This is a genomic window from Rhizobium sp. AQ_MP (assembly GCF_014237835.1).
GTDB lineage: Bacteria > Pseudomonadota > Alphaproteobacteria > Rhizobiales > Rhizobiaceae > Allorhizobium.
On sequence record NZ_JACJVI010000001.1, the window covers coordinates 279,328 to 297,952 of the forward strand.

Below are 18,625 nucleotides of genomic sequence, written 5' to 3' on the forward strand. Positions count from 1 at the left end.
AATGACGGAACAGGAACGCCGGACGAGGTCGACCGAAGCATTCTTCGGTCGACGCAAGGGTAAGCCGTTGCGCGACCAGCAGGTCGAGCGGATGGAAACCGTCCTACCGGAGCTGAAGGTCGACCTCACCTCCAGGGTGCCGGCCGACCTGAAGTCCCTGTTTCCGGTGCCCGTCGGGAAGATCCGCCTCGAGATCGGCTTCGGCGGCGGTGAACACCTGGTACACCGCGCCCGCACCAACCTTGCCACGGGTTTCATCGGTGTCGAACCCTTCGTCAATTCCATGGCGAAGCTGCTTGCGGTCGTGGAAGCTGAAGGACTGAGGAACATCCGCGTCTACGACGACGACGCGACACAATTGCTGGACTGGCTGCCCGAGGGACAGATCGACCAGATCGACCTGCTTTACGCCGATCCATGGCCGAAAAAGCGCCACTGGAAGCGCCGTTTCGTCTCGCAGGTCAACCTTGAGCGTTTCCACAAGGTGCTGAAGCCGGAAGGCATGTTCTGCTTTGCCTCCGACATCGACACCTATGTCAATTGGACGCTGCAGCACTGCCGCGATCATGGTGGGTTTGAATGGACGGCTCGCAATGCGAGCGACTGGCTCACGCCCTACGAGGGCTGGCCAGGGACGCGCTATGAAGCAAAGGCGCGTCGGGAAGGCCGCTCCTCGGCCTATCTCACGTTCCGCAAGCGCTGATTCGCACTGCAGTTTTGAACTAGGTGGTTCGCTGCACCAATCAGTGCAGCGAAACGGTCTTCAGGTCGTCTTCTGCCGCCTTGAAGAAGGTGCTGGAACGGTTGTCCGTGAGCAGGATGGGCGTTCCATCTGCAGCAAAAAGCGCCCACAGATCAAGAGTCGGGTCGATTTCCGGGGCTTCGGGGAAGCAGCGCGATACCTCGTCTGACTTCATCTTGCGGATGTAGCCCACTTCGCCGGCGCCCAGATGCGCCAGTTCGGATTTCGTCAGGCGGGCTGAAGCTTCTTTCAATAACATTCCGATCCTCCGCGAATGAGGGAGAGGCGGCACAACATTGCCGCACCCTTCATTCTGCAGTGGAGATGTTAATTTTCCTTACCAGATGCACCGGATCATGGCGGATGATCTCGATTGCGAGCAGTCCGTTGCGCAACGAGGCACCCGTGACTTCCATGCCATCCTCGATCGCGAAGACGCGCTGAAACTGTCGCGAAGCGATGCCCCGAAACAGGTAATCCGCCTCCTCGCGCTCAGTCTGCTTGCCGCGAATGACCAGTTGATTCGCCTCGACGCTGACATCCAGTTCGTTTTCGGCAAATCCGGCCACCGCAAGCGTGACGCGCAGGCGCTCGGTGCCCTTCTGCGGCGGCAGGCGCTCGATATCATAGGGCGGATAACCGTCACCGCCGCGCGGTCGCCGGAAGGCATTGCCGTCGCCCGTATCGAAGGTAATGATGAAGGCTTCCGTAGGCACTCTGTTGCGTGTCATTTCCATCTCATATGCGGCCTCGCCGGGCCATCCGTCATCCTCGAATATGGGAAATCGCGACACGACGGGCAAGCACTCTCTTGCTTGACAAAAGCGAAGCCGCGTTCCAAGCCTCGCCCTTTCGACTTTAGGATTTCGCCATGACAGAACCGCGCAAGATCATCATCGATACCGATCCCGGTCAGGACGATGCCGCCGCCCTGATGCTCGCCTTTGCGAGCCCCGAGCTCCAACTGCTGGGCATCACCACGGTGGCGGGCAATGTCCCGCTGCGCATGACCAGCCGCAACGCGCGTATTGTGTGCGAGCTGTGCGGCGAGACCGGCCGTCGGGTCTTCGAAGGGGCGGATCGACCCATGGTGCGCCCGCTCGTCACGGCCGAGCACGTGCATGGCAAGACCGGTCTCGACGGCGCGGTGCTGCCGGAGCCGACGATGGCGATCGAGAGCCAGCACGCCGTTGACTTCATCATCGAGACGATCCGCAACGAACCGGCGGGCACCGTGACGCTTTGCACGCTCGGACCGCTGACCAATATCGGTCTCGCGCTGCAGAAGGCCCCTGATATCGCCCCGCGCGTCAAGGAACTGGTGATGATGGGCGGCGGCTTCTCCGAGGGAGGCAACATCACGCCGGCCGCCGAGTTCAACATCTATGTCGATCCACATGCCGCAGCCGCCGTCCTCGGCTCCGGCATCCCGGTCACCATCATGCCGCTCGATGTCACCCACCAGCTGATGACCACCAAGGCGCGCGTGGCCCGTATCGCGGCCTTGGGCACCAGGCCCGCCAAGGTCATGGTCGAGTGGCTGGAATTTTTCGAGCGCTTCGATGAAGAGAAGTACGGTTCGGACGGCGGTCCGCTGCATGATCCGACGGTCGTTGCTTACCTTCTGAAGCCGGAGCTGTTCGGCGGACGTCACTGTAATGTCGAGATCGAGCTTCAGTCGGAACTCACCGTCGGCATGACCGTGGTCGACTGGTGGCGTGTGTCGGGTCGCACGCCGAACGCAAATTTCATGCGCAGCGTCGATGCCGATGGCTTCTTCGATCTGCTGATCGAGCGCTTTGCTCGCCTCTGAAGGGCATGAAAAGAGGGCGCGGATCCACCGCGCCCTGCCGTCTGCTTCGATCCGGCCTCTCGGCTCAGAACTCTTCCCAATTGTCGGCACTCGCTGAGCCGCCGCCCGCCGCCGCAAGTTTGCGCGGTGCGGGTGAATAGGACGCAGTCCGGGGGCTTGGGGCGGGCTGGCTTGCAGCGCTCCGCATGGTTTCGGCCGTCGCTCTGAGCGCTGCACCGGGCTGCGAGGCGCCTGACACCTGGAACTTCGCCACCAGCCCTCGCAGCGTGTCGGATTCGTTGCGCAGCGCCATGCTGGCCGCCGTCGTTTCCTCGACCATGGCGGCGTTCTGTTGCGTGACCTGGTCCATCTGGTTGACGGCCGCGTTGACCTCCTTCAGCCCCGAGGCCTGTTCGCTGGCCGAGGCAGAGATCTGCCGGATGAGGCCGTTGATCTGCATGACCTGCTGGGCGATCTTTTCCAGGGTCTGACCGGCTTCGCCAACCAGTTCGACACCGTCCTTGACCTGTGCGGCCGAGGCATTGATCAGTGCCTTGATTTCCTTGGCGGCCGTGGCCGAGCGTTGCGCAAGCTCGCGCACTTCCTGCGCGACGACCGCAAAGCCCTTGCCGGCTTCACCGGCACGCGCGGCTTCAACGCCAGCGTTGAGTGCCAGGAGGTTGGTCTGGAAGGCAATCTCGTCGATGACGCCGATGATGCGCGAGATTTCCTGCGACGACTGCTCGATGCCATGCATGGAGGCAACCGCTTTCTGGACTACCTCGCCGGACTTCTCGGCATCCTTCACGGCCACCGAAACCGTGTTGGCCGCAGTGCCGGCATTGTCGGCACTCGAATTGACCTGCTCGGTGAGTTCGTTAAGGGCTGCTGCCGTTTCCTCAAGGCTTGCCGCCTGCTGTTCTGTACGCTTGGAAAGGTCGGCCGCACTTTCGGAGATTTCGCTCGTGCCGGCGGCAATGTTGACGACACTGCCATTGACCGAGGCGATCGCCTGTTCGAGGCTTGCCACGGCATCGTTGAAGTCCCGTTTGAGGGCCGCATATTCCCCGGGAAATTCGTCAGCGATGCGATAGGTGAGATTGCCCTGCGACAGCTGGGCAAGGCCGCTGCCGAGCGCGGTGACGACATGCTGTTGCACCGAAGCGGACTGATTGCGCTCCTCTTCGTTGCGCCGGCGCTCGCCTTCGGCGGCCTTGCGCTGCGCATCGGCTTCTGCGGCCAGCGTGCGGCTCTCGGCGAGCTTGTGGCGGAAACCATCAAGCGCCTTGCCGACGAGGCCGATTTCATCCTCGCGATGCTGGTTGGAAACGTCAGTGGAATAATCGCCCTTGGTCATGCGTTCGACATCGCCGACCAGCCCGTGCAGCGGACGCTGGGCAAGCGAGCGGACGGCGAGGAAGAGCGCCAGCATGACCGCACCGAGCACGATCAGACCACCAACGATCATCATCATCGTCTGCGCTTCGACCGGCGCATTGATGGCGGTATGCGGAATATCGATGATGACCGCCCAGGTGGCGTTTACGCCAGGAACTGCGAAGGGATAGAGCAGGCGGTCGAAGCCTTCGCCATTGGCATCCGTGAGATCCGACACGACGCTGCCACTGCGGCTCGAAAGGGCAGCCTTCAGGGCCTCGGAGCCTTCTGCTTCGTAAGGCTTCATCATGAGATCGTCGCTCGGAGCAACGAGCCATTGCGCATTCTGAGCAACCAGCAAGACGCGGCCAGTTTCGAACGGCTTCAGAGCCTTCAGCTTGTCGGAAAGTGACTTCAGCGAGATATCGACGCCACTGACGCCGATCATCTTGCCGCCGGAGAAGACCGGGTAGGCGATGGAACTCATCGTCGTCGGTACGTCGGTGCCTTCGGCCAGATAGGGGGCTGTAATCGCGCCCTTGCCGCTTTTGGCAGCGAGCGCATACCATTCGGCGTCGTATTTCGCCGCGAAGGTGGAGAACTGGACCTCGCCATCCTTGTTCTTGGACCAGTAGGGCGTGAAGTCGCCGTCATCATTTGCGGAAAGCTCTTTCTTTCCCTTGATCTCGTCCTTCTGGCCGTCAATCGCCCGTGGCTCTTCCGCCATCCAGCTGCCGAAGGCAAAGGGGTTCTGCTCAAGGTTCGCCTTCAGGATGTTCGTGATGCCGAGGCGGTCCAGGGACTTGCCGTCGTGGCCCCGGCCGATGACACCGGACATGGTGCGAGCGGCACTCGCCAATTCGCCGATATCGCCAGCGATTTCACGGGCAATGGATTTGGCTTCCGCATCGGCCTGGCTCATGGTGAGGGAGTGGACGCGGTCGCGGGTCTGAGAAATCAATACGAGGTTGGAAAGGAATAGCACCAGGCCGATAGCGACACCTGTCACAACAAGCAGCTTGGCGGCGATCGAACGGGTAAAGAAGGCGAACATGGGAGCCTCGACATAGGAGGTTCTGGACGCAGGCACATTCGTTCCGCACCTTCATGGCGCGGCCGGGCACGCTTTCGCGCACCCCGTTCGTACCGGAGCTTATGTTCCATTGCTTAACGGGCGATAAATCTGACAGCGCGCGGAAGAGTTGCCCCTAGATCGCGGCGCTGACTTCGTTTGCCGTGGGGATCGATGGCTGTGCGCCTGGTTTCAGGCAGGCCAGCGAACCGGCAACCGCTGCTCGGCGAAGGGCGTCGGCGAAGGGAAGTCCCGCATCGAGGCCCGCGGCAAGATAGCCGCAGAAGGTGTCGCCTGCCCCGACAGTGTCCACAGGATCGATCTTGAGCCCCTTGGTCCGATGCAACGCTCCCGCTTCGGCGGCAATGACGCCATCCGCACCCAGGGTGACGATCAGAGTCTGCCCCCCTCTGGCATGCATGTCGAGCAGCATCTGCTCGCGTTCGGCACCTGTCAGGTTGTCTCGCCCGACAAGTCGCTCGAATTCGGTTTCGTTGGCAATGACGATGCTTGCAAGAGCCGCCAGCTCCGCAGTCTCGGCAATCAACGGGGCGATATTCAGAACTGTCCTGATGCCTCGGCCCTTTGCCAGGGTCAGCGCTGCTTTCACCGCAGCGGCCGGTACCTCCTGCTGCAACATCAGGATATCGCCGTCCGCCATTCTGTTGATCGCCTGATCGGCCTGCGCCATGCTGACCGTCCCGTTTGCCCCTGGAACCACCGCGATCATGTTCTCACCATCGCCACCCACGAGGATCAGCGCTGTGCCTGTCGGTCCATCGACACGCGCGACGGCAGAAAGGTCCGTTCCTGCCTTATCGAGCAGGTCGAGGGCGGGGCCTGCAAACTCGTCTCGCCCGACCGCGCTCACCATGCGCACGGTTGCGCCGGCCCGACGGGCTGCCAGCGCCTGATTGGCGCCCTTGCCGCCCGCAGCCGTGGCAAACCCGGTACCCGGAACCGTCTCGCCGGGCTTCGGCAAGCGTGGCGTGGTGGCGACGAGGTCCATGTTGATGGAGCCGAAAACGGTGATCATGAGCGCAGGGCCTCCCTAGGTTCTGCGCTCTTTTGGACCGGGTCTCAGTCCTCGTCAACAACCCTGAGCTTGAGCAGGCCGGTCCTGCTTTCAACGCTGCGGGGCGCAGCCTCGTCGCCGTCCGGCCGCGCGCCAGGCGTCTCGAACTCCATCGCCTCTATCTTGGCACCACGCTTGGCCAGTTTATCCGATGAGGTGATGATCATCTCGACATCCTTCTGCGCGGCCAGGAAATGGCTTTGCAGCTTGCGGGTCCGGTCGTCCAAACGTCCGAGGTCCTCCATCAAACGGATGACCTCGCCCTGTATGAGATGCGCCTGCTCGCGCATGCGCTGGTCCTTCAGCACGGCTTGGATCACCTGGATCGAGAGCATCAGCAGAGATGGCGAGACGATGACCACTTTCTGTCGGTGCGCCTTCTGGACGATGCCTTCAAAGTTCTCGTGGATCTCCGCGAAGACCGACTCGGAAGGGACGAAGAGGAAGGCCATGTCCTGTGTTTCGCCCTGGATCAAGTACTTCTCCGAGATGTCGCGGATATGGACCTCCATGTCGCGGCGAAACTGCTGGGCGGCGACCTTTTTCTGATCCGGATTCTCCGTGTCCCGGATCGCATTCCAGGCTTCTAGCGGGAACTTCGCATCCACGACCAGCGGAGGCGAATTGTTCGGCATGCGGATCACGCAGTCGGGGCGCGAGCCGTTCGACAGCGTCTTCTGGAACTCGTAGGCGCCCATGGGCAGTCCGTCGGCAACGATGGTCTCCATCCGCGACTGGCCGAAGGCCCCGCGTGTTTGCTTGTTGGATAGGATCGCTTGCAGGCCGACTACGTCCTTGGCCAGCGACTGGATATTGTTCTGCGCCGCATCGATGACAGCCAGCCGCTCCTGCAGTGTGCGCAGATTGTCGTGTGTCGACTTCGTCTGCTCGGTAATGGTCGCGCCGATCCGATGCGTCATTCCATCAAGTCTTTGGCTGATCGTCTGGTTCAGCTCGGCCTGACGGCTGCCGAACACTTCGGCCATGGTCGCGAGCCGTCCTTGCATCTCGGCCTGCGCTTTCAAAAGTTCCGCAAGCCGCGCTTCCGCGGCTTCGTCGCGCCGGGCGGTTTCTTCCATGAGCCGTTCACGGGCTGCAGATGTCCGGATCGCGACAATGATAAGCGCCAGAATGGGCAGCAGCACCAAGGCAGCGGCCAGCGCCACGAGAACCGCGGGTGAAAGGGTGACTGAGCCGATGGTCACCGCCGGAATGTCCTGAATGTTCATTCATCGACCATAACTGATTCGGGCTTCAGCGACAGATCAAAGAGTGAACAAGAGTCCCGTGCCTGGTTTGCTGTTTGCCAATTGTAGAAAATTGTGACGCTCAAACTTGACGAAACGCAAGTGGCTGGGCCGGGTCGGCGGAAAACCAGAAGCCAAGTGAAAAGCTGTACTGAGAAAGCAACCGAAGATTTACCAATTTAGCGCTCCTTTGGATACGTTAATCAGCGCATGCTGATATTCCTAATGGTTGTAGAAAGACGCGTAAGCCATGTCCCACTCTGACAATTCCGACCTTAGCAATCGCCTGCGTTTTCTGGGACTCGACAACAAGGGGCGCGAAACGCTGAAGCGGCTCGGACCGCTGATCCGAAACAACATAGGCGGCGCGCTCGACATCTTCTACGACAAGGTGCGAAGGGTCCCTGAGACGGCCGCCTTTTTCCGCAATGACGACCATATGAAAGGCGCCAAGAAGCGCCAGGAAGAGCATTGGGGCATCGTCGGCACCGCAGACTATACCGACAGCTATGTGGAAGGCGTCACCAAGGTCGGCAAGGCCCATGCCCGGATCGGTCTTGAACCACGCTGGTATATCGGAGGTTACGCGCTCGTCCTTGAACAGCTTGTACACGCGGTTGTTCGTGAGCGCTGGCCGAGTCGCTTCGGTAGACGCAATTCCGAACAGCTGGCCGAGGAGATCTCGGTTGTCGTCAAGGCTGCGCTTCTCGACATGGATTATTCGATCTCCGTTTACCTCGCTATCCTGGCCGAGCAGCGTCAGGCAGCTGAAGACGCCCGAATGAAAGCGGAAGCCGAGCAGGCAATGGCGCTCGCCGCCCTGCGCGATGCGCTTGGCAAACTCTCGGCCGGCGATCTGGATGCACGCCTGCCCATGGATCTGCCGGCGAATTTCGTCCAGATGGCACAAGACTACAACGCTTCGGTCGATGCCCTGCGTGCGACGATCAGTACGGTCCGACACTCGGCGGATGAGATCTTCAAGTCGACGACTGCGATTTCGGACGCGACCGACGACCTTGCCCAGCGTACCGAGCAGCAGGCGGCGGGCCTTGAGCAGAGCACGGCCGCTCTGCATGAATTGACGCAGAATGTCACGTTGACGGCTGACGGTGCGAAGGAAGCCTCGGCGGTCGTGGGAGCCGCCTTGACGGAAGCCCGCGTCTCCGAAGAAGTAGTCTCGCGCGCCGTCGACGCCATGGGCGCCATCGAGAAGTCCTCCGACGAAATCTCCAAGATTATTGGCGTCATCGACGAGATCGCCTTCCAGACCAATCTCCTGGCACTCAACGCGGGCGTCGAGGCCGCCCGGGCCGGAGAGGCGGGACGCGGCTTTGCCGTCGTTGCCCAGGAAGTCCGGGAACTTGCTCAGCGCTGCGCCAACGCTGCCCGAGAAATCAAGAACCTGATCTCGCAGAGTTCGTCACAGGTCGAAGCAGGCGTTGGCCTGGTCAACAATGCCGGAGATGCTCTGGGCAAGATCATCGTGCGCATTGGAGACATCAACGAGATCGTTGCCAAGATTGCCTCTGCTGCCGCCGACCAGTCGGGCGGGCTGCGCGAGGTCAATACATCCGTCCAATCGATGGATCAGATCACCCAGCGCAATGCTGCGATGGTCGAGGAAAGCTCTGCCCAGACAGCAACGCTGATGGAAGAGGCCGAACGGCTCGTGCGGGCCCTCCAGGGTTTCAGGACGAATGGAAGTCGCGCGCAGGCTTCCGGGTATGCCGCTGGCAGCAACTACCGCATGGCTTCATGACGGCGATCTCCCACAATACATGGCTATGCATATGATTTGCCTTCCGCGTGGAAACCACCTGCCTTGAACCATCACGAAACGGAGAAACCCAAGCGTTTTTCCGTTTCCTCCGTTTTGAACTTGCGCTATGGGAGGCCATGACCATCAAGCCTCTCATCATCCTGCCCGACCCCCTGCTGCGCCAGGTATCCGCGCCCATCGAGCGCGTCGATGCCGAGCTTGAGCAGTTCATCGATGACATGCTCGAGACCATGTACGACGCGCCTGGCATCGGGCTTGCCGCGATCCAGGTCGGCGTGCCGCGTCGTCTCCTCGTCATCGATCTCGCCAAGGAAGGCGAAGAGCCCGCACCGCTGGTCTTCATCAATCCTGAAATCCTCAAGTCGTCAGACGAGCGCTCGGTCTACGAGGAAGGCTGCCTGTCGATCCCGGACTATTACGCCGAGGTCGAACGCCCGGCCGCAATCACGGTGAAGTCGATCGGCCGCGACGGCAAGGAGCAGCTGACGGAGGCCGACGGCCTGCTCGCCACTTGCCTTCAGCACGAGATCGACCATCTCAATGGCGTACTCTTCATTGATCACATCTCCCGTCTGAAGCGCGAGATGGTCATTAAGAGGTTCACCAAGGCCGCCCGTCAGAAGATCTGATCCCGGCGTCTATCCATTCGCGCGTTGAGGCAGATACGATGGCACTTCGCATCATCTTCATGGGCACGCCGGATTTTTCCGTAGCGACCCTGAAAGCGCTGCATGCGGCAGGCCACGAAATCGTTGCCGCCTATTCGCAGCCGCCGCGTCCCGGCGGTCGCCGTGGCCTCGACCTGCAGAAGTCGCCGGTCCATCAGGCCGCCGAAGACCTCGGCATCGAGGTCCGTCATCCCCTCAACTTCCGTGACCAGACCGATCGCGAGGCCTTCATCGCGCTGAACGCAGACGTTGCCGTGGTCGTTGCCTATGGCCTGCTGCTGCCCGAGGCGATCCTCAACGGCACGCGGCTCGGGGCCTATAACGGCCATGCCTCTTTGCTGCCGCGCTGGCGGGGTGCAGCACCGATCCAGCGCGCCATCATGGCCGGCGATGCCGAAACCGGCATGATGGTGATGAAGATGGACAAGGGCCTCGACACAGGCCCCGTCGCGCTCACCCGCAAGGTCACGATCGGCCCCGATATGACCGCCGGCGAACTGCATGATGCCCTGAGCCTCGTCGGCGCCGAAGCCATGGTCGAGGCGATGGCGAAGCTCGAAGCCGGCGCGCTGCAGACTGTCGCCCAGCCGGACGAGGGCGTGTTTTACGCGGCCAAGATCGACAAGGCGGAAACCCGTGTGAACTTCTCCCGCCCGGCCCCCGAGGTCCACAACCACATCCGCGGCCTCTCGCCTTTCCCGGGCGCCTGGACCGAGATGGAGGTCGGCGGCAAGCCCGAGCGGGTCAAGCTCCTCGCCTCGCATCTGGTTCAAGGTGATGGAGCGCTCGCTGCTCCCGGGACAGCAGTTGACGACCGCCTGACGATCGCCTGCGGGACCGGCGCGGTCGGTCTCGTGCGTCTGCAGAAGGCCGGAGGCAAGGCGTTGAGCGCCGAGGATTTCCTTCGCGGAACGCCGCTGCCCAAAGGCACGGTGATCGCCTGATGCCTCGTTTCCGGATGACCGTCGAATATGATGGCTCGGCCTATGTCGGCTGGCAGCGCCAGGAAAACGGCCACTCCATCCAGGCTGCCCTGGAACAGGCGATCCTGTCCTTGACCAGCGAGAAGGTCGTCATCCGCGGGGCCGGCCGCACCGATTCCGGCGTCCATGCCATGGGCCAGGTCATCCATGCCGATCTCTCCCGTGACTGGGTGCCGCACAAGCTGCGCAATGCGCTGAACGCCCATCTGGCGCTCGCCTCCGAGCAGGTCGCGGTGCTCGACGTGCGCGCCGTGCCGGACGATTTCGATGCCCGCTTTTCGGCATTGCGCCGTCACTATCTCTACCGGATCATTACCCGTCCGGCGCGTCTGGCACTGGAGGACAAGCGCGCCTGGTGGGTGCCAAAGCCGCTCGACCACGAAGCCATGCATGCAGCCGCCCAGCAGCTTGTGGGCCATCACGACTTCACCACCTTCCGCTCCGCCCATTGCCAGGCGGCAAGCCCGGTACGCACGCTCGATCGGCTGGATGTGACCCGCTCGGGCCATCTCATCGAGATCCGCGCCACGGCCCAGAGCTTCCTGCACAATCAGATCCGCTCCTTTGCCGGAACGCTGAAGCTTGCGGGCGAGGGTAAGATGACACCGGCCGATGTCCGCGCTGCGCTTGACGCGCGCGACCGTGCCGCCTGCGGTCCCGTCGCGCCGCCTGAGGGCCTTTATTTCATGGCCGTGGATTATCCCGGTGACGCGCCCTTCGAAGGCTGACGGGTCTTAGCCCGGATAGACGCCGAGAAACTGTTCCAGCAATTCGGCAATGATCATGGATGGTACTAGCAGCACCATGACGATCGAGGATACCATCAGCAGTTGGTCCCCAACTATCATCCGGATGATCCGGAAGAGGGCCACAATGACTGAAATCATCAGGATCAGCCAAAGCAGCGCGACCACGCCGGCCAAAGCCGGCATCAGCATCATCATCAGGACGAGCAGGCCATAGGAGTAGGAAATCGGCAGCGACAGCCAGTTGATCACCACCACCATCGAAGAGAACTTCTCGCCGATCCCGATGAGCAGGCAAAGCACCCCGAGCAGCACGAGCGGGAAGATCCAGTTCGATGCCTCGACCAGCGTCAGGCGGAAGAAGAACAGTGCGCCCGTTTCGGTCCCTTCCGGCAGGCCCTGCAGAAAGAGTAGCCGCCACCAGGCAAAGGAAATCAGGATCGCCGGTAGCGCCCAGACGACGGCCCAGAACGAGCGCAGCGCACCGCGGTCGGTGAGGTCGAGGTGCAAAAAGCCGGCCGGATCCTGCTTGAACAGCAGCCAGAGGCCTCTGAGATAAATCTCGACCTCCTTAAGCGTCGGCATGGGCGAACCACTGCTCGATGAAGGTCTGGTAGATGACAGTCAGTGTCTCCAGGTCCGAAACAGCGACCCGCTCGTCGACCATATGCATGGTCTGGCCGACAAGGCCGAATTCGACGACCGGGCAATAATCCTTGATGAAGCGTGCATCCGACGTGCCGCCCGTAGTCGAAAGCTTAGGCGTCCTGCCGGTCACTGTCTCGATCGCACCGGAAAGCGAGGCGATCAGCGCATTATTGCGCGTCAGGAACACGTGGCTCGGTCGCTCCGACCAGACGATATCGTAGCCGATCGCGGCACGGCCCGGCCGAAGCTCGGGATCGACGGCGGCGGCATCGAGCCGGCGGACGATTTCGGCCTTCACGCTATCGGCGGTCCAGATGTCGTTGAAGCGGATGTTGAACTTGAAGCGGGCCGATGCCGGAATGACATTGGTCGCGACATTGCCGACGTCGATGGTGGTCACTTCGAGGTTCGACGGCTGGAAGTTCTCCGTGCCCTCATCGAAGGCCGGAAACATCAGGCTCTTTGCAAGCGGCAGCGCGCCGCGTACCGGATTGTCGGCGAGATGCGGATAGGCCGCATGACCCTGCACGCCCTTGACCGTCACCGAGCCAGAGACCGAGCCGCGACGCCCGATCTTGATCATGTCGCCAAGGGTGTCGGGATTGGTCGGCTCGCCGACCAGGCAGGCATCCCAACGCTCGCCCCGTGCCGCTGCCCATTCGAGCAGCTTGACCGTGCCGTTGACAGCAGGGCCTTCCTCGTCACCGGTGATCAGCAGTGAGACCGAACCCTTCGGTACCTTGCCGGCTTCGACGAGCCGCGCATAGGCGGCAATGAAGCACGCGATCCCGCCCTTCATGTCGACCGCGCCACGGCCATAGAGCATGCCGTCGCGGATATCGCCGGAGAAGGGGCCGGCACTCCAGTCGCTTTCGGCGCCGACGGGCACGACATCGCTATGGCCGGCAAACATCAGATGCGGGCCGTCGGACCCGGCCCGGGCGTAGAGGTTCTCGATATCGGGCGTGCCCTCGTCCTTGGCGATCATCCGGTCGACCTTGAAGCCGAGCGGAGACAGGAGGTTTTCGAGCACATCAAGCGCGCCGCCTTCGGCAGGCGTGACGGAGGGGCAGCGGATGAGGGCCTGGAGAACGTCGACGGGATTTGTAGCGGTCATGGACACTGATACGGGAATGGCCGCATGCCGGTTCAGGACCGGAAGGGCGCCTTGAAGATCAGCGAGTGTTAGCCGATCCGCCGGGGCGTGTCACCCATGCAAAGGTTCAGCCGGCGCGCCTGTTTGACGCTGTGCCATAGCGATTGGCACTGTCGGTAGAGGGCCAGACGCACAGAAGGAAGAAGGCGATCAGGGAAAAGGCCGGGATGACGAGAAATGCGGCAGCGATCCCCGACATGCCGATGTCGTGCAGCCTCTTTGTCCCAAGCATCAGCAGGGAGAGAAGCGAGAGGCTGGCGGTGGTCAGGAAAAGCGAGAAGGAACCGGGTGAGATCTCGTCCGAGCCCGTCACGAACGCGACCACTGCCGCATTCGCCATCATCCAGAACAGCGTGCCGAGGATGAAGACACGTCGGCCGATGCGCCCGTCCCAAAGAAAGAGCGCCCAGCCGACCGATATCTCCCGCCCCGGCAAGGCCATCAGGGCTTAGTCGCGCAGCAGCTCGTTGATGCCGGTCTTCGAGCGGGTCTTTTCATCGACGCGCTTGACGATGACGGCGCAGTACAGATGCGGCGCCGGCTGGCCATTGGCCATCACGGCATTGCCCGAGGGCATCGAGCCGGCGACAACGACGGAATAGGGTGGCACTTCGCCATACATCACTTCGCCGGTGGCGCGGTCGACGATCTTGGTCGACTTGCCGATATAGACGCCCATGCCGAGCACCGAGCCTTCGCGGATGATGCAGCCTTCGACGACTTCCGAGCGCGCACCGATGAAGCAATTGTCCTCGATGATCGTCGGGCCAGCCTGCAGCGGCTCGAGCACGCCGCCGATGCCGACGCCGCCGGAGAGATGTACATTCGCGCCGATCTGGGCGCAGGAGCCGACCGTCGCCCAGGTGTCGACCATGGAGTTCTCACCGACATAGGCGCCGAGATTGACGAAGGATGGCATCAAAACGACGCCCTTGGAGATATAGGCCGAGCGGCGAACGACGGCGTTGGGAACCGCGCGGAAGCCGGCCGAGCGGAATTCGCTTTCGCCCCAGCCTTCGAATTTCGAGGGCACCTTGTCCCACCAGGTGGAAGCACCCGGGCCGCCCTTGACGACTTCCATGTCGTTCAGGCGGAAGGAAAGGAGCACGGCCTTCTTCAGCCACTGATGCACGGTCCAGGTGCCGTCTTCGCCGCGGGCCGCCACGCGAACCTTGCCGCTGTCCAGGAGGTTGAGGGCCGTTTCGACGGCATCGCGGATCTCGCCCTTGGTGGAGGTCGAAACCGTATCGCGGTTGTCGAAGGCCGCTTCGATGACGTGTTCGAGCTGGGTGAGATCGGAGGCGCTCATCTGAATTCCTTAAACTTCGTTGTCTACCGTGGGTGGGATGCAAACGATCAGGATCTGATCGAAAATTCGCGCAAAGCTCTAGCGCATAAAGGGCTGGAAGAAAACAGCCGGCGGAGCCCCGCGCGTTGGAAAGGACAAGGCATGGCACGGTGGAAAAATGGCAAGCACAGACGCAAGGATGGATCCTGGGATCCGCTGAAGGATAGCTCGACCGACAAGCAGACGGCCGAGGTGATTCCGCGCACCCCGCAATCGGCCTCGTCCTCCTATACGCTCGCCTATGTCGACGATGAATTCCTCTGCCGCGAGGAGCTTCGTCCCGTCCGCCTGCAGCTCGAACTCCTGAAGACGGAGATGATCCTGACCGAGCGCAGCATCAAGTCGACGGTTGTGATGTTCGGCGGGGCGCGCATTCCCGCCCCTGGTCAGGCCGCCTGGGCGGCCAAGAACGACATCCAGAAGAAGAACCTGGAGAATGCCTCGATCTATTACGAGGAGGCCCGCAAGTTTGCCCAGCTCTGCTCGGCTCAGGCGAAGAAGATGGATTATCACGAATATGTGGTGGTGACCGGTGGTGGCCCCGGCGTGATGGAAGCCGGAAATCGTGGCGCTTCGGAAGTGGGTGCGCCCTCGGTGGGGCTCAACATCGTCCTCCCTCACGAGCAGGCGCCGAACCCCTATGTGACGCCGGAACTCAGCTTCAACTTCCACTACTTCGCTATCCGCAAGATGCATTTCCTGATGCGGGCCAAGGCGATCACCATCTTCCCCGGCGGCTTCGGCACGCTGGACGAACTCTTCGAGACCGTGACGCTGATCCAGACCAAGCGCATGGCGCCAATCCCGCTGATCCTGTTCTCCCGCGCCTTCTGGGAGGACATCATCAACTTCGAGGCGCTCGCCGCCTTCGGCACGATCGCGCCCGAGGATCTTGACCTCTTCCAGTTCGCCGAAACGGCCGAGGAAGCCTGGAAGATCATCGAGGATTTCTATGATCTGAACGAGGAAACGGCCCCGTGAGGGGCCGCCCGTCATCTTTGTCGATATTCTGGTGCGCTGCTTAGCGCATCATGATGGGACGCTTCGGCATGTCGTCGGCGCTGATGAAGCCATCCTTGTTGCGGTCCATCCGGGTGAACATCCGGTCGGCCAAGGCGGTTGCTTCCGCCTGGCTGATCTGGCCGTTCTCGTCGGTATCCGCGATCCGCATCATGCGGCCGGGACCACGCATGCCGTCCTGACCACCACGCTCGACACGCTCATTGTGCCAGCCATGACGCTTGCCGTGGCGTCCTTCGCCTTCGCCGCGCGGACCATCGTCATTCATGGCCTGCTCCTGTGCTGCTCCACCGGGCGGAGTGGGCGCATCGGCCTTTGCGGCTTCGCGAGCTGCCTGACGTTCGGCGCGCATGGCCTCACGTTGAGCCTTGCGTTCTTCGCGCATGGCTTCACGGTGCTGGCGCATCTCGCCCGGCGTCAGGACGCCATCCTTGTCAGCATCGATGGACGCAAACAGCGCCGTGCCGGCCGCGTTCGCCTCTTCCTTGCTGATCTTGCCGTCCTTGTCGACATCGTGCTTCTGCAGCATCTGCACGAACATCACTTCCGGACCGCCACGGCCCGGGCCACGGCGCTCGCCGCGGTCTTGCGCAAAGGCGCCGCCGGCGGTCGTGCCAACAAGGAGAGAGGCTGCCACGGCGGCCAGCGTCAGGGTCTTGCCGTTCATCAGGGTATCCTTTCGAGGTTTCGTTTCGATGGGATAACCGTAGCGGCGACAACCGGTCGCACCTACTTAACTCTCGGTAAGCTGCATGAAACTTTCGTAAGCTTTTGCTCACGTGTCCTGCGGTAGCAGCGCCTGCAGAAAGCCGGTGAGATCGTCGGTCAGATAGTCGACGGTTTCGGCGTCCACGTGTTCGACCCGCTCCCAGGTCTCAAGAATCGCCGTGCCCAGATTGCGCGGCACAAGCAGCACGGTCTTCATGCCAAGAGCCTTCGGCACGGTCAGATTGCGCGGCAGATCCTCGAACATCGCGGCATGTTTCGTGTCGATCCGGTTCAGGCTCGCGAACTTGTCGTAGGTGGCGCCTGCCGGCTTCGGCACATAGTCGGCGGCAACGATGTCGAAGATGTCGTCGAAATGGTCGAGAATGCCGAGTGCCCGCGCAGCAGCCTCAGCATGCGCCACCGTGCCATTGGTGAAGATGAATTTGCGACCCGGCAGCCGCTTGATCGCAGACCCCAGCGCCTCGTCCGGGATCAGCGCCGAATAATCGATCGCATGCGCCCGCTCGAGAAAGGCGTTCGGATCGACCTTGTGATGCAGCATCAGCCCGGCGAGCGTCGTGCCGTGCTCGTGATAGTAGCGCTTCTGTAGAAGCTTCGCCTCGGCCGGCTCCAGTTGCAAAAGCTCGGACACGAAGGCGGTCATGTTCGTATCGATCTGCGCGAAGAGGTTGATATGATGCGGATAGAGGGTGTTGTCGAGGTCGAAGACCCAGTCGCGCACATGGGCGAAATCGGCAGGCGAGGGGATCTTGGCTGGGCTGTTCATCAGGTCCTCTTGGGGCAGTGCTGGGCGGCTGCGGAATGCAGGCCGCCGCCGGCGCATCGGCCTCTAATTAGCATTGGTCGCGGCTTCGGGAAGTGCTATCTGGAAAAGATGGGAAAGAAGATGTCGATAGCGGCAATGGAACGGGTCGTGGTCCTGCAGGACCGCAAGCGCCTGCCTGCGCGCTTTCATCCGGTAAGCGCGGGCACCATCCGCCACCGTCAGGTCTGAGCCAACCGGCCCGCGTTTCGAACGCCAGAGGCCAACCGCCACCCTTTCCCAACTCCGCCGCATCCCTGCCGACGCGCGCTGCGGCTTTTCTGGACACTCTCCCATGGAACTCTGGGCCATCATCACGGTCGGCAGCGCCTTCCTGCAGAACCTGCGTTCGACGCTGCAAAAACACCTGAAAGGCAAGATGGGCACAACCGGCGCCACCTTTGTGCGTTTCGGCTTCGGCCTGCCCTTTGCCTTCCTCTATCTCGCCATCCTGCATGTCGGCCTCGGCCGTCCGCTGCCGGTCCCGGGGCTGGCCTTCGCGATCTGGGCCATCATCGGCGCGCTTGCACAGATCAGTGCGACCTTCCTGCTGGTCCACCTCTTCTCCTTCCGCAACTTCGCGGTCGGAACAGCCTATTCCCGAACCGAACCGGCTCAGGCCGCGCTAATCGCGCTTGTTCTGTTCGGTGAAACAATTGGGCTTGGTACGGCAGCCGCGATCCTCGTTTCGATCCTCGGCGTGATGCTGATTTCGGTGGCGCGCACGGCCTTCACCCCCGTCAGTCTCCTGACATCAGTGACCAGCCGCACTGCACTGATCGGCCTTGCCTCCGGTTTCTTTTTCGGCATCTCCGCAATCTCCTATCGCACCGCGTCCTTGTCGCTCACCCCGAGCCTGCCGGCGCCCGATGCCCTCGTTCAGGCCGGCTACACGCTCTGCGTCGTTATCACCATTCAGACACTGTCGATGCTGTTGTGGATGGCCTGGCGCGACCGGGCGGAACTCGCCCGCGTCCGTTCCGCCTGGAAGGTCAGCGCCCTCGTCGGCTTCGTCGGCGCCACCGCCTCCTTCGGCTGGTTTACCGCTATGACCCTGCAGCAGGTGGCGGTGGTGAAAGCCTTGGCTCAGGTCGAGATGCTCTTCACCTTTGCCTCCTCGGTGCTGTTCTTCAAGGAGCGCATCAACTGGCTCGAGATCGCAGGATGTGTTTTGATCGTTTTCGGGGTGCTGTTGCTGGTTCTGGTGTGAGGGCGGGCGCGACGCCCATCTCCCCCCTTGCGGGGGAGACTTCGGAGCGGTGGCCGAAGGCCAGAAATCGATCCAGTGAATCGATTTCAGCGAACGGAGGCCTGAGCGCGACGCCGCGCGAAGGCTATGAGAGGAATTGGCCCGATCAGGGCCAAACCTCAGATTTCGCAAGAGGGGGGTTCGGTCAGGATGTTGCCGACGGAACGGATCCCCTCACCGGGAAAATC

Annotated in this window: 19 protein-coding genes; 8 read left to right on the forward strand and 11 right to left on the reverse strand. The window is 62.0% G+C overall.

Annotation, left to right across the window (positions count from 1 at the left end):
- Position 1: 1 nt before the first annotated feature.
- Positions 2-703: a tRNA (guanosine(46)-N(7))-methyltransferase TrmB gene (locus H6M51_RS01485; RefSeq protein ID WP_185808115.1), complete on the forward strand. Its 702-nt coding sequence runs from the start codon at positions 2-4 to the stop codon at positions 701-703.
- Between the two features lie 40 nt (positions 704-743).
- Here H6M51_RS01485 and H6M51_RS01490 read toward each other — a convergent pair whose 3' ends face one another.
- Positions 744-1,001 carry a DUF1150 family protein gene (locus tag H6M51_RS01490; protein ID WP_166602517.1) on the reverse strand — a complete coding sequence of 86 codons (258 nt, stop codon included), beginning with the start codon at positions 999-1,001 and terminating at the stop codon, positions 744-746.
- Positions 1,002-1,050: 49 nt separating this feature from the next.
- On the reverse strand, positions 1,051-1,473 hold the full coding sequence (locus H6M51_RS01495) for an Hsp20 family protein (RefSeq protein ID WP_185808116.1): 423 nt from the start codon (positions 1,471-1,473) through the stop codon (positions 1,051-1,053).
- Positions 1,474-1,613: 140 nt separating this feature from the next.
- Between H6M51_RS01495 and H6M51_RS01500 the strand changes: the two genes are divergently transcribed.
- On the forward strand, positions 1,614-2,555 hold the full coding sequence (locus H6M51_RS01500) for a nucleoside hydrolase (protein ID WP_185808117.1): 942 nt from the start codon (positions 1,614-1,616) through the stop codon (positions 2,553-2,555).
- 64 nt (positions 2,556-2,619) lie between these two features.
- On the opposite strand, the gene H6M51_RS01505 is transcribed toward H6M51_RS01500, so the two are convergent.
- The 3 genes from H6M51_RS01505 to H6M51_RS01515 all read right to left on the reverse strand — a co-directional run bounded on the left by H6M51_RS01505 (position 2,620) and on the right by H6M51_RS01515 (position 7,287).
- A complete protein-coding gene (locus H6M51_RS01505) occupies positions 2,620-4,965 on the reverse strand; it encodes a methyl-accepting chemotaxis protein (protein WP_185808422.1) in 2,346 nt (781 codons plus the stop codon).
- A 154-nt stretch (positions 4,966-5,119) separates the two neighbouring features.
- Entirely contained in the window at positions 5,120-6,019 is a 900-nt protein-coding gene (locus tag H6M51_RS01510) for a ribokinase (protein WP_185808118.1), read from the reverse strand.
- 44 nt (positions 6,020-6,063) lie between these two features.
- Entirely contained in the window at positions 6,064-7,287 is a 1,224-nt protein-coding gene (locus H6M51_RS01515; protein WP_185808119.1) for a DNA recombination protein RmuC, read from the reverse strand.
- A gap of 268 nt (positions 7,288-7,555) precedes the next feature.
- On the opposite strand from H6M51_RS01515, the gene H6M51_RS01520 reads away from it, so the two are divergent.
- From H6M51_RS01520 to truA, 4 genes are all read left to right on the forward strand, one after another.
- A complete protein-coding gene (locus tag H6M51_RS01520; RefSeq protein ID WP_185808120.1) occupies positions 7,556-9,067 on the forward strand; it encodes a globin-coupled sensor protein in 1,512 nt (503 codons plus the stop codon).
- A 137-nt stretch (positions 9,068-9,204) separates the two neighbouring features.
- Positions 9,205-9,717 carry a peptide deformylase gene (gene def, locus H6M51_RS01525; RefSeq protein WP_185808121.1) on the forward strand — a complete coding sequence of 171 codons (513 nt, stop codon included), beginning with the start codon at positions 9,205-9,207 and terminating at the stop codon, positions 9,715-9,717.
- Positions 9,718-9,755: 38 nt separating this feature from the next.
- Complete coding sequence (gene fmt, locus H6M51_RS01530) at positions 9,756-10,700, forward strand: methionyl-tRNA formyltransferase (RefSeq protein WP_185808122.1); 945 nt, start codon at positions 9,756-9,758, stop codon at positions 10,698-10,700.
- Positions 10,700-11,467: a tRNA pseudouridine(38-40) synthase TruA gene (gene truA / locus H6M51_RS01535; RefSeq protein WP_185808123.1), complete on the forward strand. Its 768-nt coding sequence runs from the start codon at positions 10,700-10,702 to the stop codon at positions 11,465-11,467. The genes fmt and truA overlap by 1 nt, the downstream gene beginning before the upstream one ends.
- 6 nt (positions 11,468-11,473) lie before the next feature.
- Here the strand turns inward: truA and H6M51_RS01540 are convergent, their stop codons facing one another.
- From H6M51_RS01540 to dapD, 4 genes are all read right to left on the reverse strand, one after another.
- On the reverse strand, positions 11,474-12,070 hold the full coding sequence (locus H6M51_RS01540) for a hypothetical protein (RefSeq protein WP_185808124.1): 597 nt from the start codon (positions 12,068-12,070) through the stop codon (positions 11,474-11,476).
- Entirely contained in the window at positions 12,057-13,250 is a 1,194-nt protein-coding gene (gene dapE / locus H6M51_RS01545) for a succinyl-diaminopimelate desuccinylase (protein ID WP_185808125.1), read from the reverse strand. The genes H6M51_RS01540 and dapE overlap by 14 nt, the downstream gene beginning before the upstream one ends.
- Before the next feature lie 106 nt (positions 13,251-13,356).
- Complete coding sequence (locus tag H6M51_RS01550; protein ID WP_185808126.1) at positions 13,357-13,731, reverse strand: DUF805 domain-containing protein; 375 nt, start codon at positions 13,729-13,731, stop codon at positions 13,357-13,359.
- 6 nt (positions 13,732-13,737) lie between these two features.
- Positions 13,738-14,598, reverse strand: coding sequence for a 2,3,4,5-tetrahydropyridine-2,6-dicarboxylate N-succinyltransferase (gene dapD / locus H6M51_RS01555; RefSeq protein WP_185808127.1), 861 nt, complete (start codon positions 14,596-14,598; stop codon positions 13,738-13,740).
- 141 nt (positions 14,599-14,739) lie between these two features.
- On the opposite strand from dapD, the gene H6M51_RS01560 reads away from it, so the two are divergent.
- Positions 14,740-15,618, forward strand: a complete 879-nt coding sequence (locus tag H6M51_RS01560; protein WP_185808128.1) for an LOG family protein — start codon at positions 14,740-14,742, stop codon at positions 15,616-15,618.
- A gap of 40 nt (positions 15,619-15,658) precedes the next feature.
- On the opposite strand, the gene H6M51_RS01565 is transcribed toward H6M51_RS01560, so the two are convergent.
- Together H6M51_RS01565 and H6M51_RS01570 are read right to left on the reverse strand one after the other, a co-directional pair.
- On the reverse strand, positions 15,659-16,324 hold the full coding sequence (locus H6M51_RS01565; protein WP_185808129.1) for a calcium-binding protein: 666 nt from the start codon (positions 16,322-16,324) through the stop codon (positions 15,659-15,661).
- A 108-nt stretch (positions 16,325-16,432) separates the two neighbouring features.
- On the reverse strand, positions 16,433-17,152 hold the full coding sequence (locus tag H6M51_RS01570; RefSeq protein ID WP_185808130.1) for a pyrimidine 5'-nucleotidase: 720 nt from the start codon (positions 17,150-17,152) through the stop codon (positions 16,433-16,435).
- A gap of 331 nt (positions 17,153-17,483) precedes the next feature.
- On the opposite strand from H6M51_RS01570, the gene H6M51_RS01575 reads away from it, so the two are divergent.
- Positions 17,484-18,398 (forward strand): EamA family transporter, encoded by a 915-nt coding sequence (locus H6M51_RS01575; protein WP_185808131.1) that lies wholly within the window; start codon positions 17,484-17,486, stop codon positions 18,396-18,398.
- Positions 18,399-18,625: the final 227 nt, after the last annotated feature.

Bases quoted from the DNA above. Each gene is read 5' to 3' on its own strand.
- H6M51_RS01505 (WP_185808422.1), bottom strand. From the start codon at position 4,965: ATGTTCGCCTTCTTTACCCGTTCGATCGCCGCCAAGCTGCTTGTTGTG.
- H6M51_RS01575 (WP_185808131.1), top strand. From the start codon at position 17,484: ATGGAACTCTGGGCCATCATCACGGTCGGCAGCGCCTTCCTGCAGAAC.
- H6M51_RS01495 (WP_185808116.1), bottom strand. From the start codon at position 1,473: ATGACACGCAACAGAGTGCCTACGGAAGCCTTCATCATTACCTTCGAT.
- fmt (WP_185808122.1), top strand. From the start codon at position 9,756: ATGGCACTTCGCATCATCTTCATGGGCACGCCGGATTTTTCCGTAGCG.
- H6M51_RS01560 (WP_185808128.1), top strand. From the start codon at position 14,740: ATGGCACGGTGGAAAAATGGCAAGCACAGACGCAAGGATGGATCCTGG.
- def (WP_185808121.1), top strand. From the start codon at position 9,205: ATGACCATCAAGCCTCTCATCATCCTGCCCGACCCCCTGCTGCGCCAG.
- H6M51_RS01520 (WP_185808120.1), top strand. From the start codon at position 7,556: ATGTCCCACTCTGACAATTCCGACCTTAGCAATCGCCTGCGTTTTCTG.
- H6M51_RS01500 (WP_185808117.1), top strand. From the start codon at position 1,614: ATGACAGAACCGCGCAAGATCATCATCGATACCGATCCCGGTCAGGAC.
- dapD (WP_185808127.1), bottom strand. From the start codon at position 14,598: ATGAGCGCCTCCGATCTCACCCAGCTCGAACACGTCATCGAAGCGGCC.
- truA (WP_185808123.1), top strand. From the start codon at position 10,700: ATGCCTCGTTTCCGGATGACCGTCGAATATGATGGCTCGGCCTATGTC.
- H6M51_RS01565 (WP_185808129.1), bottom strand. From the start codon at position 16,324: ATGAACGGCAAGACCCTGACGCTGGCCGCCGTGGCAGCCTCTCTCCTT.
- H6M51_RS01485 (WP_185808115.1), top strand. From the start codon at position 2: ATGACGGAACAGGAACGCCGGACGAGGTCGACCGAAGCATTCTTCGGT.
- H6M51_RS01490 (WP_166602517.1), bottom strand. From the start codon at position 1,001: ATGTTATTGAAAGAAGCTTCAGCCCGCCTGACGAAATCCGAACTGGCG.
- H6M51_RS01515 (WP_185808119.1), bottom strand. From the start codon at position 7,287: ATGAACATTCAGGACATTCCGGCGGTGACCATCGGCTCAGTCACCCTT.
- H6M51_RS01570 (WP_185808130.1), bottom strand. From the start codon at position 17,152: ATGAACAGCCCAGCCAAGATCCCCTCGCCTGCCGATTTCGCCCATGTG.
- dapE (WP_185808125.1), bottom strand. From the start codon at position 13,250: ATGACCGCTACAAATCCCGTCGACGTTCTCCAGGCCCTCATCCGCTGC.
- H6M51_RS01510 (WP_185808118.1), bottom strand. From the start codon at position 6,019: ATGATCACCGTTTTCGGCTCCATCAACATGGACCTCGTCGCCACCACG.
- H6M51_RS01550 (WP_185808126.1), bottom strand. From the start codon at position 13,731: ATGGCCTTGCCGGGGCGGGAGATATCGGTCGGCTGGGCGCTCTTTCTT.
- H6M51_RS01540 (WP_185808124.1), bottom strand. From the start codon at position 12,070: ATGCCGACGCTTAAGGAGGTCGAGATTTATCTCAGAGGCCTCTGGCTG.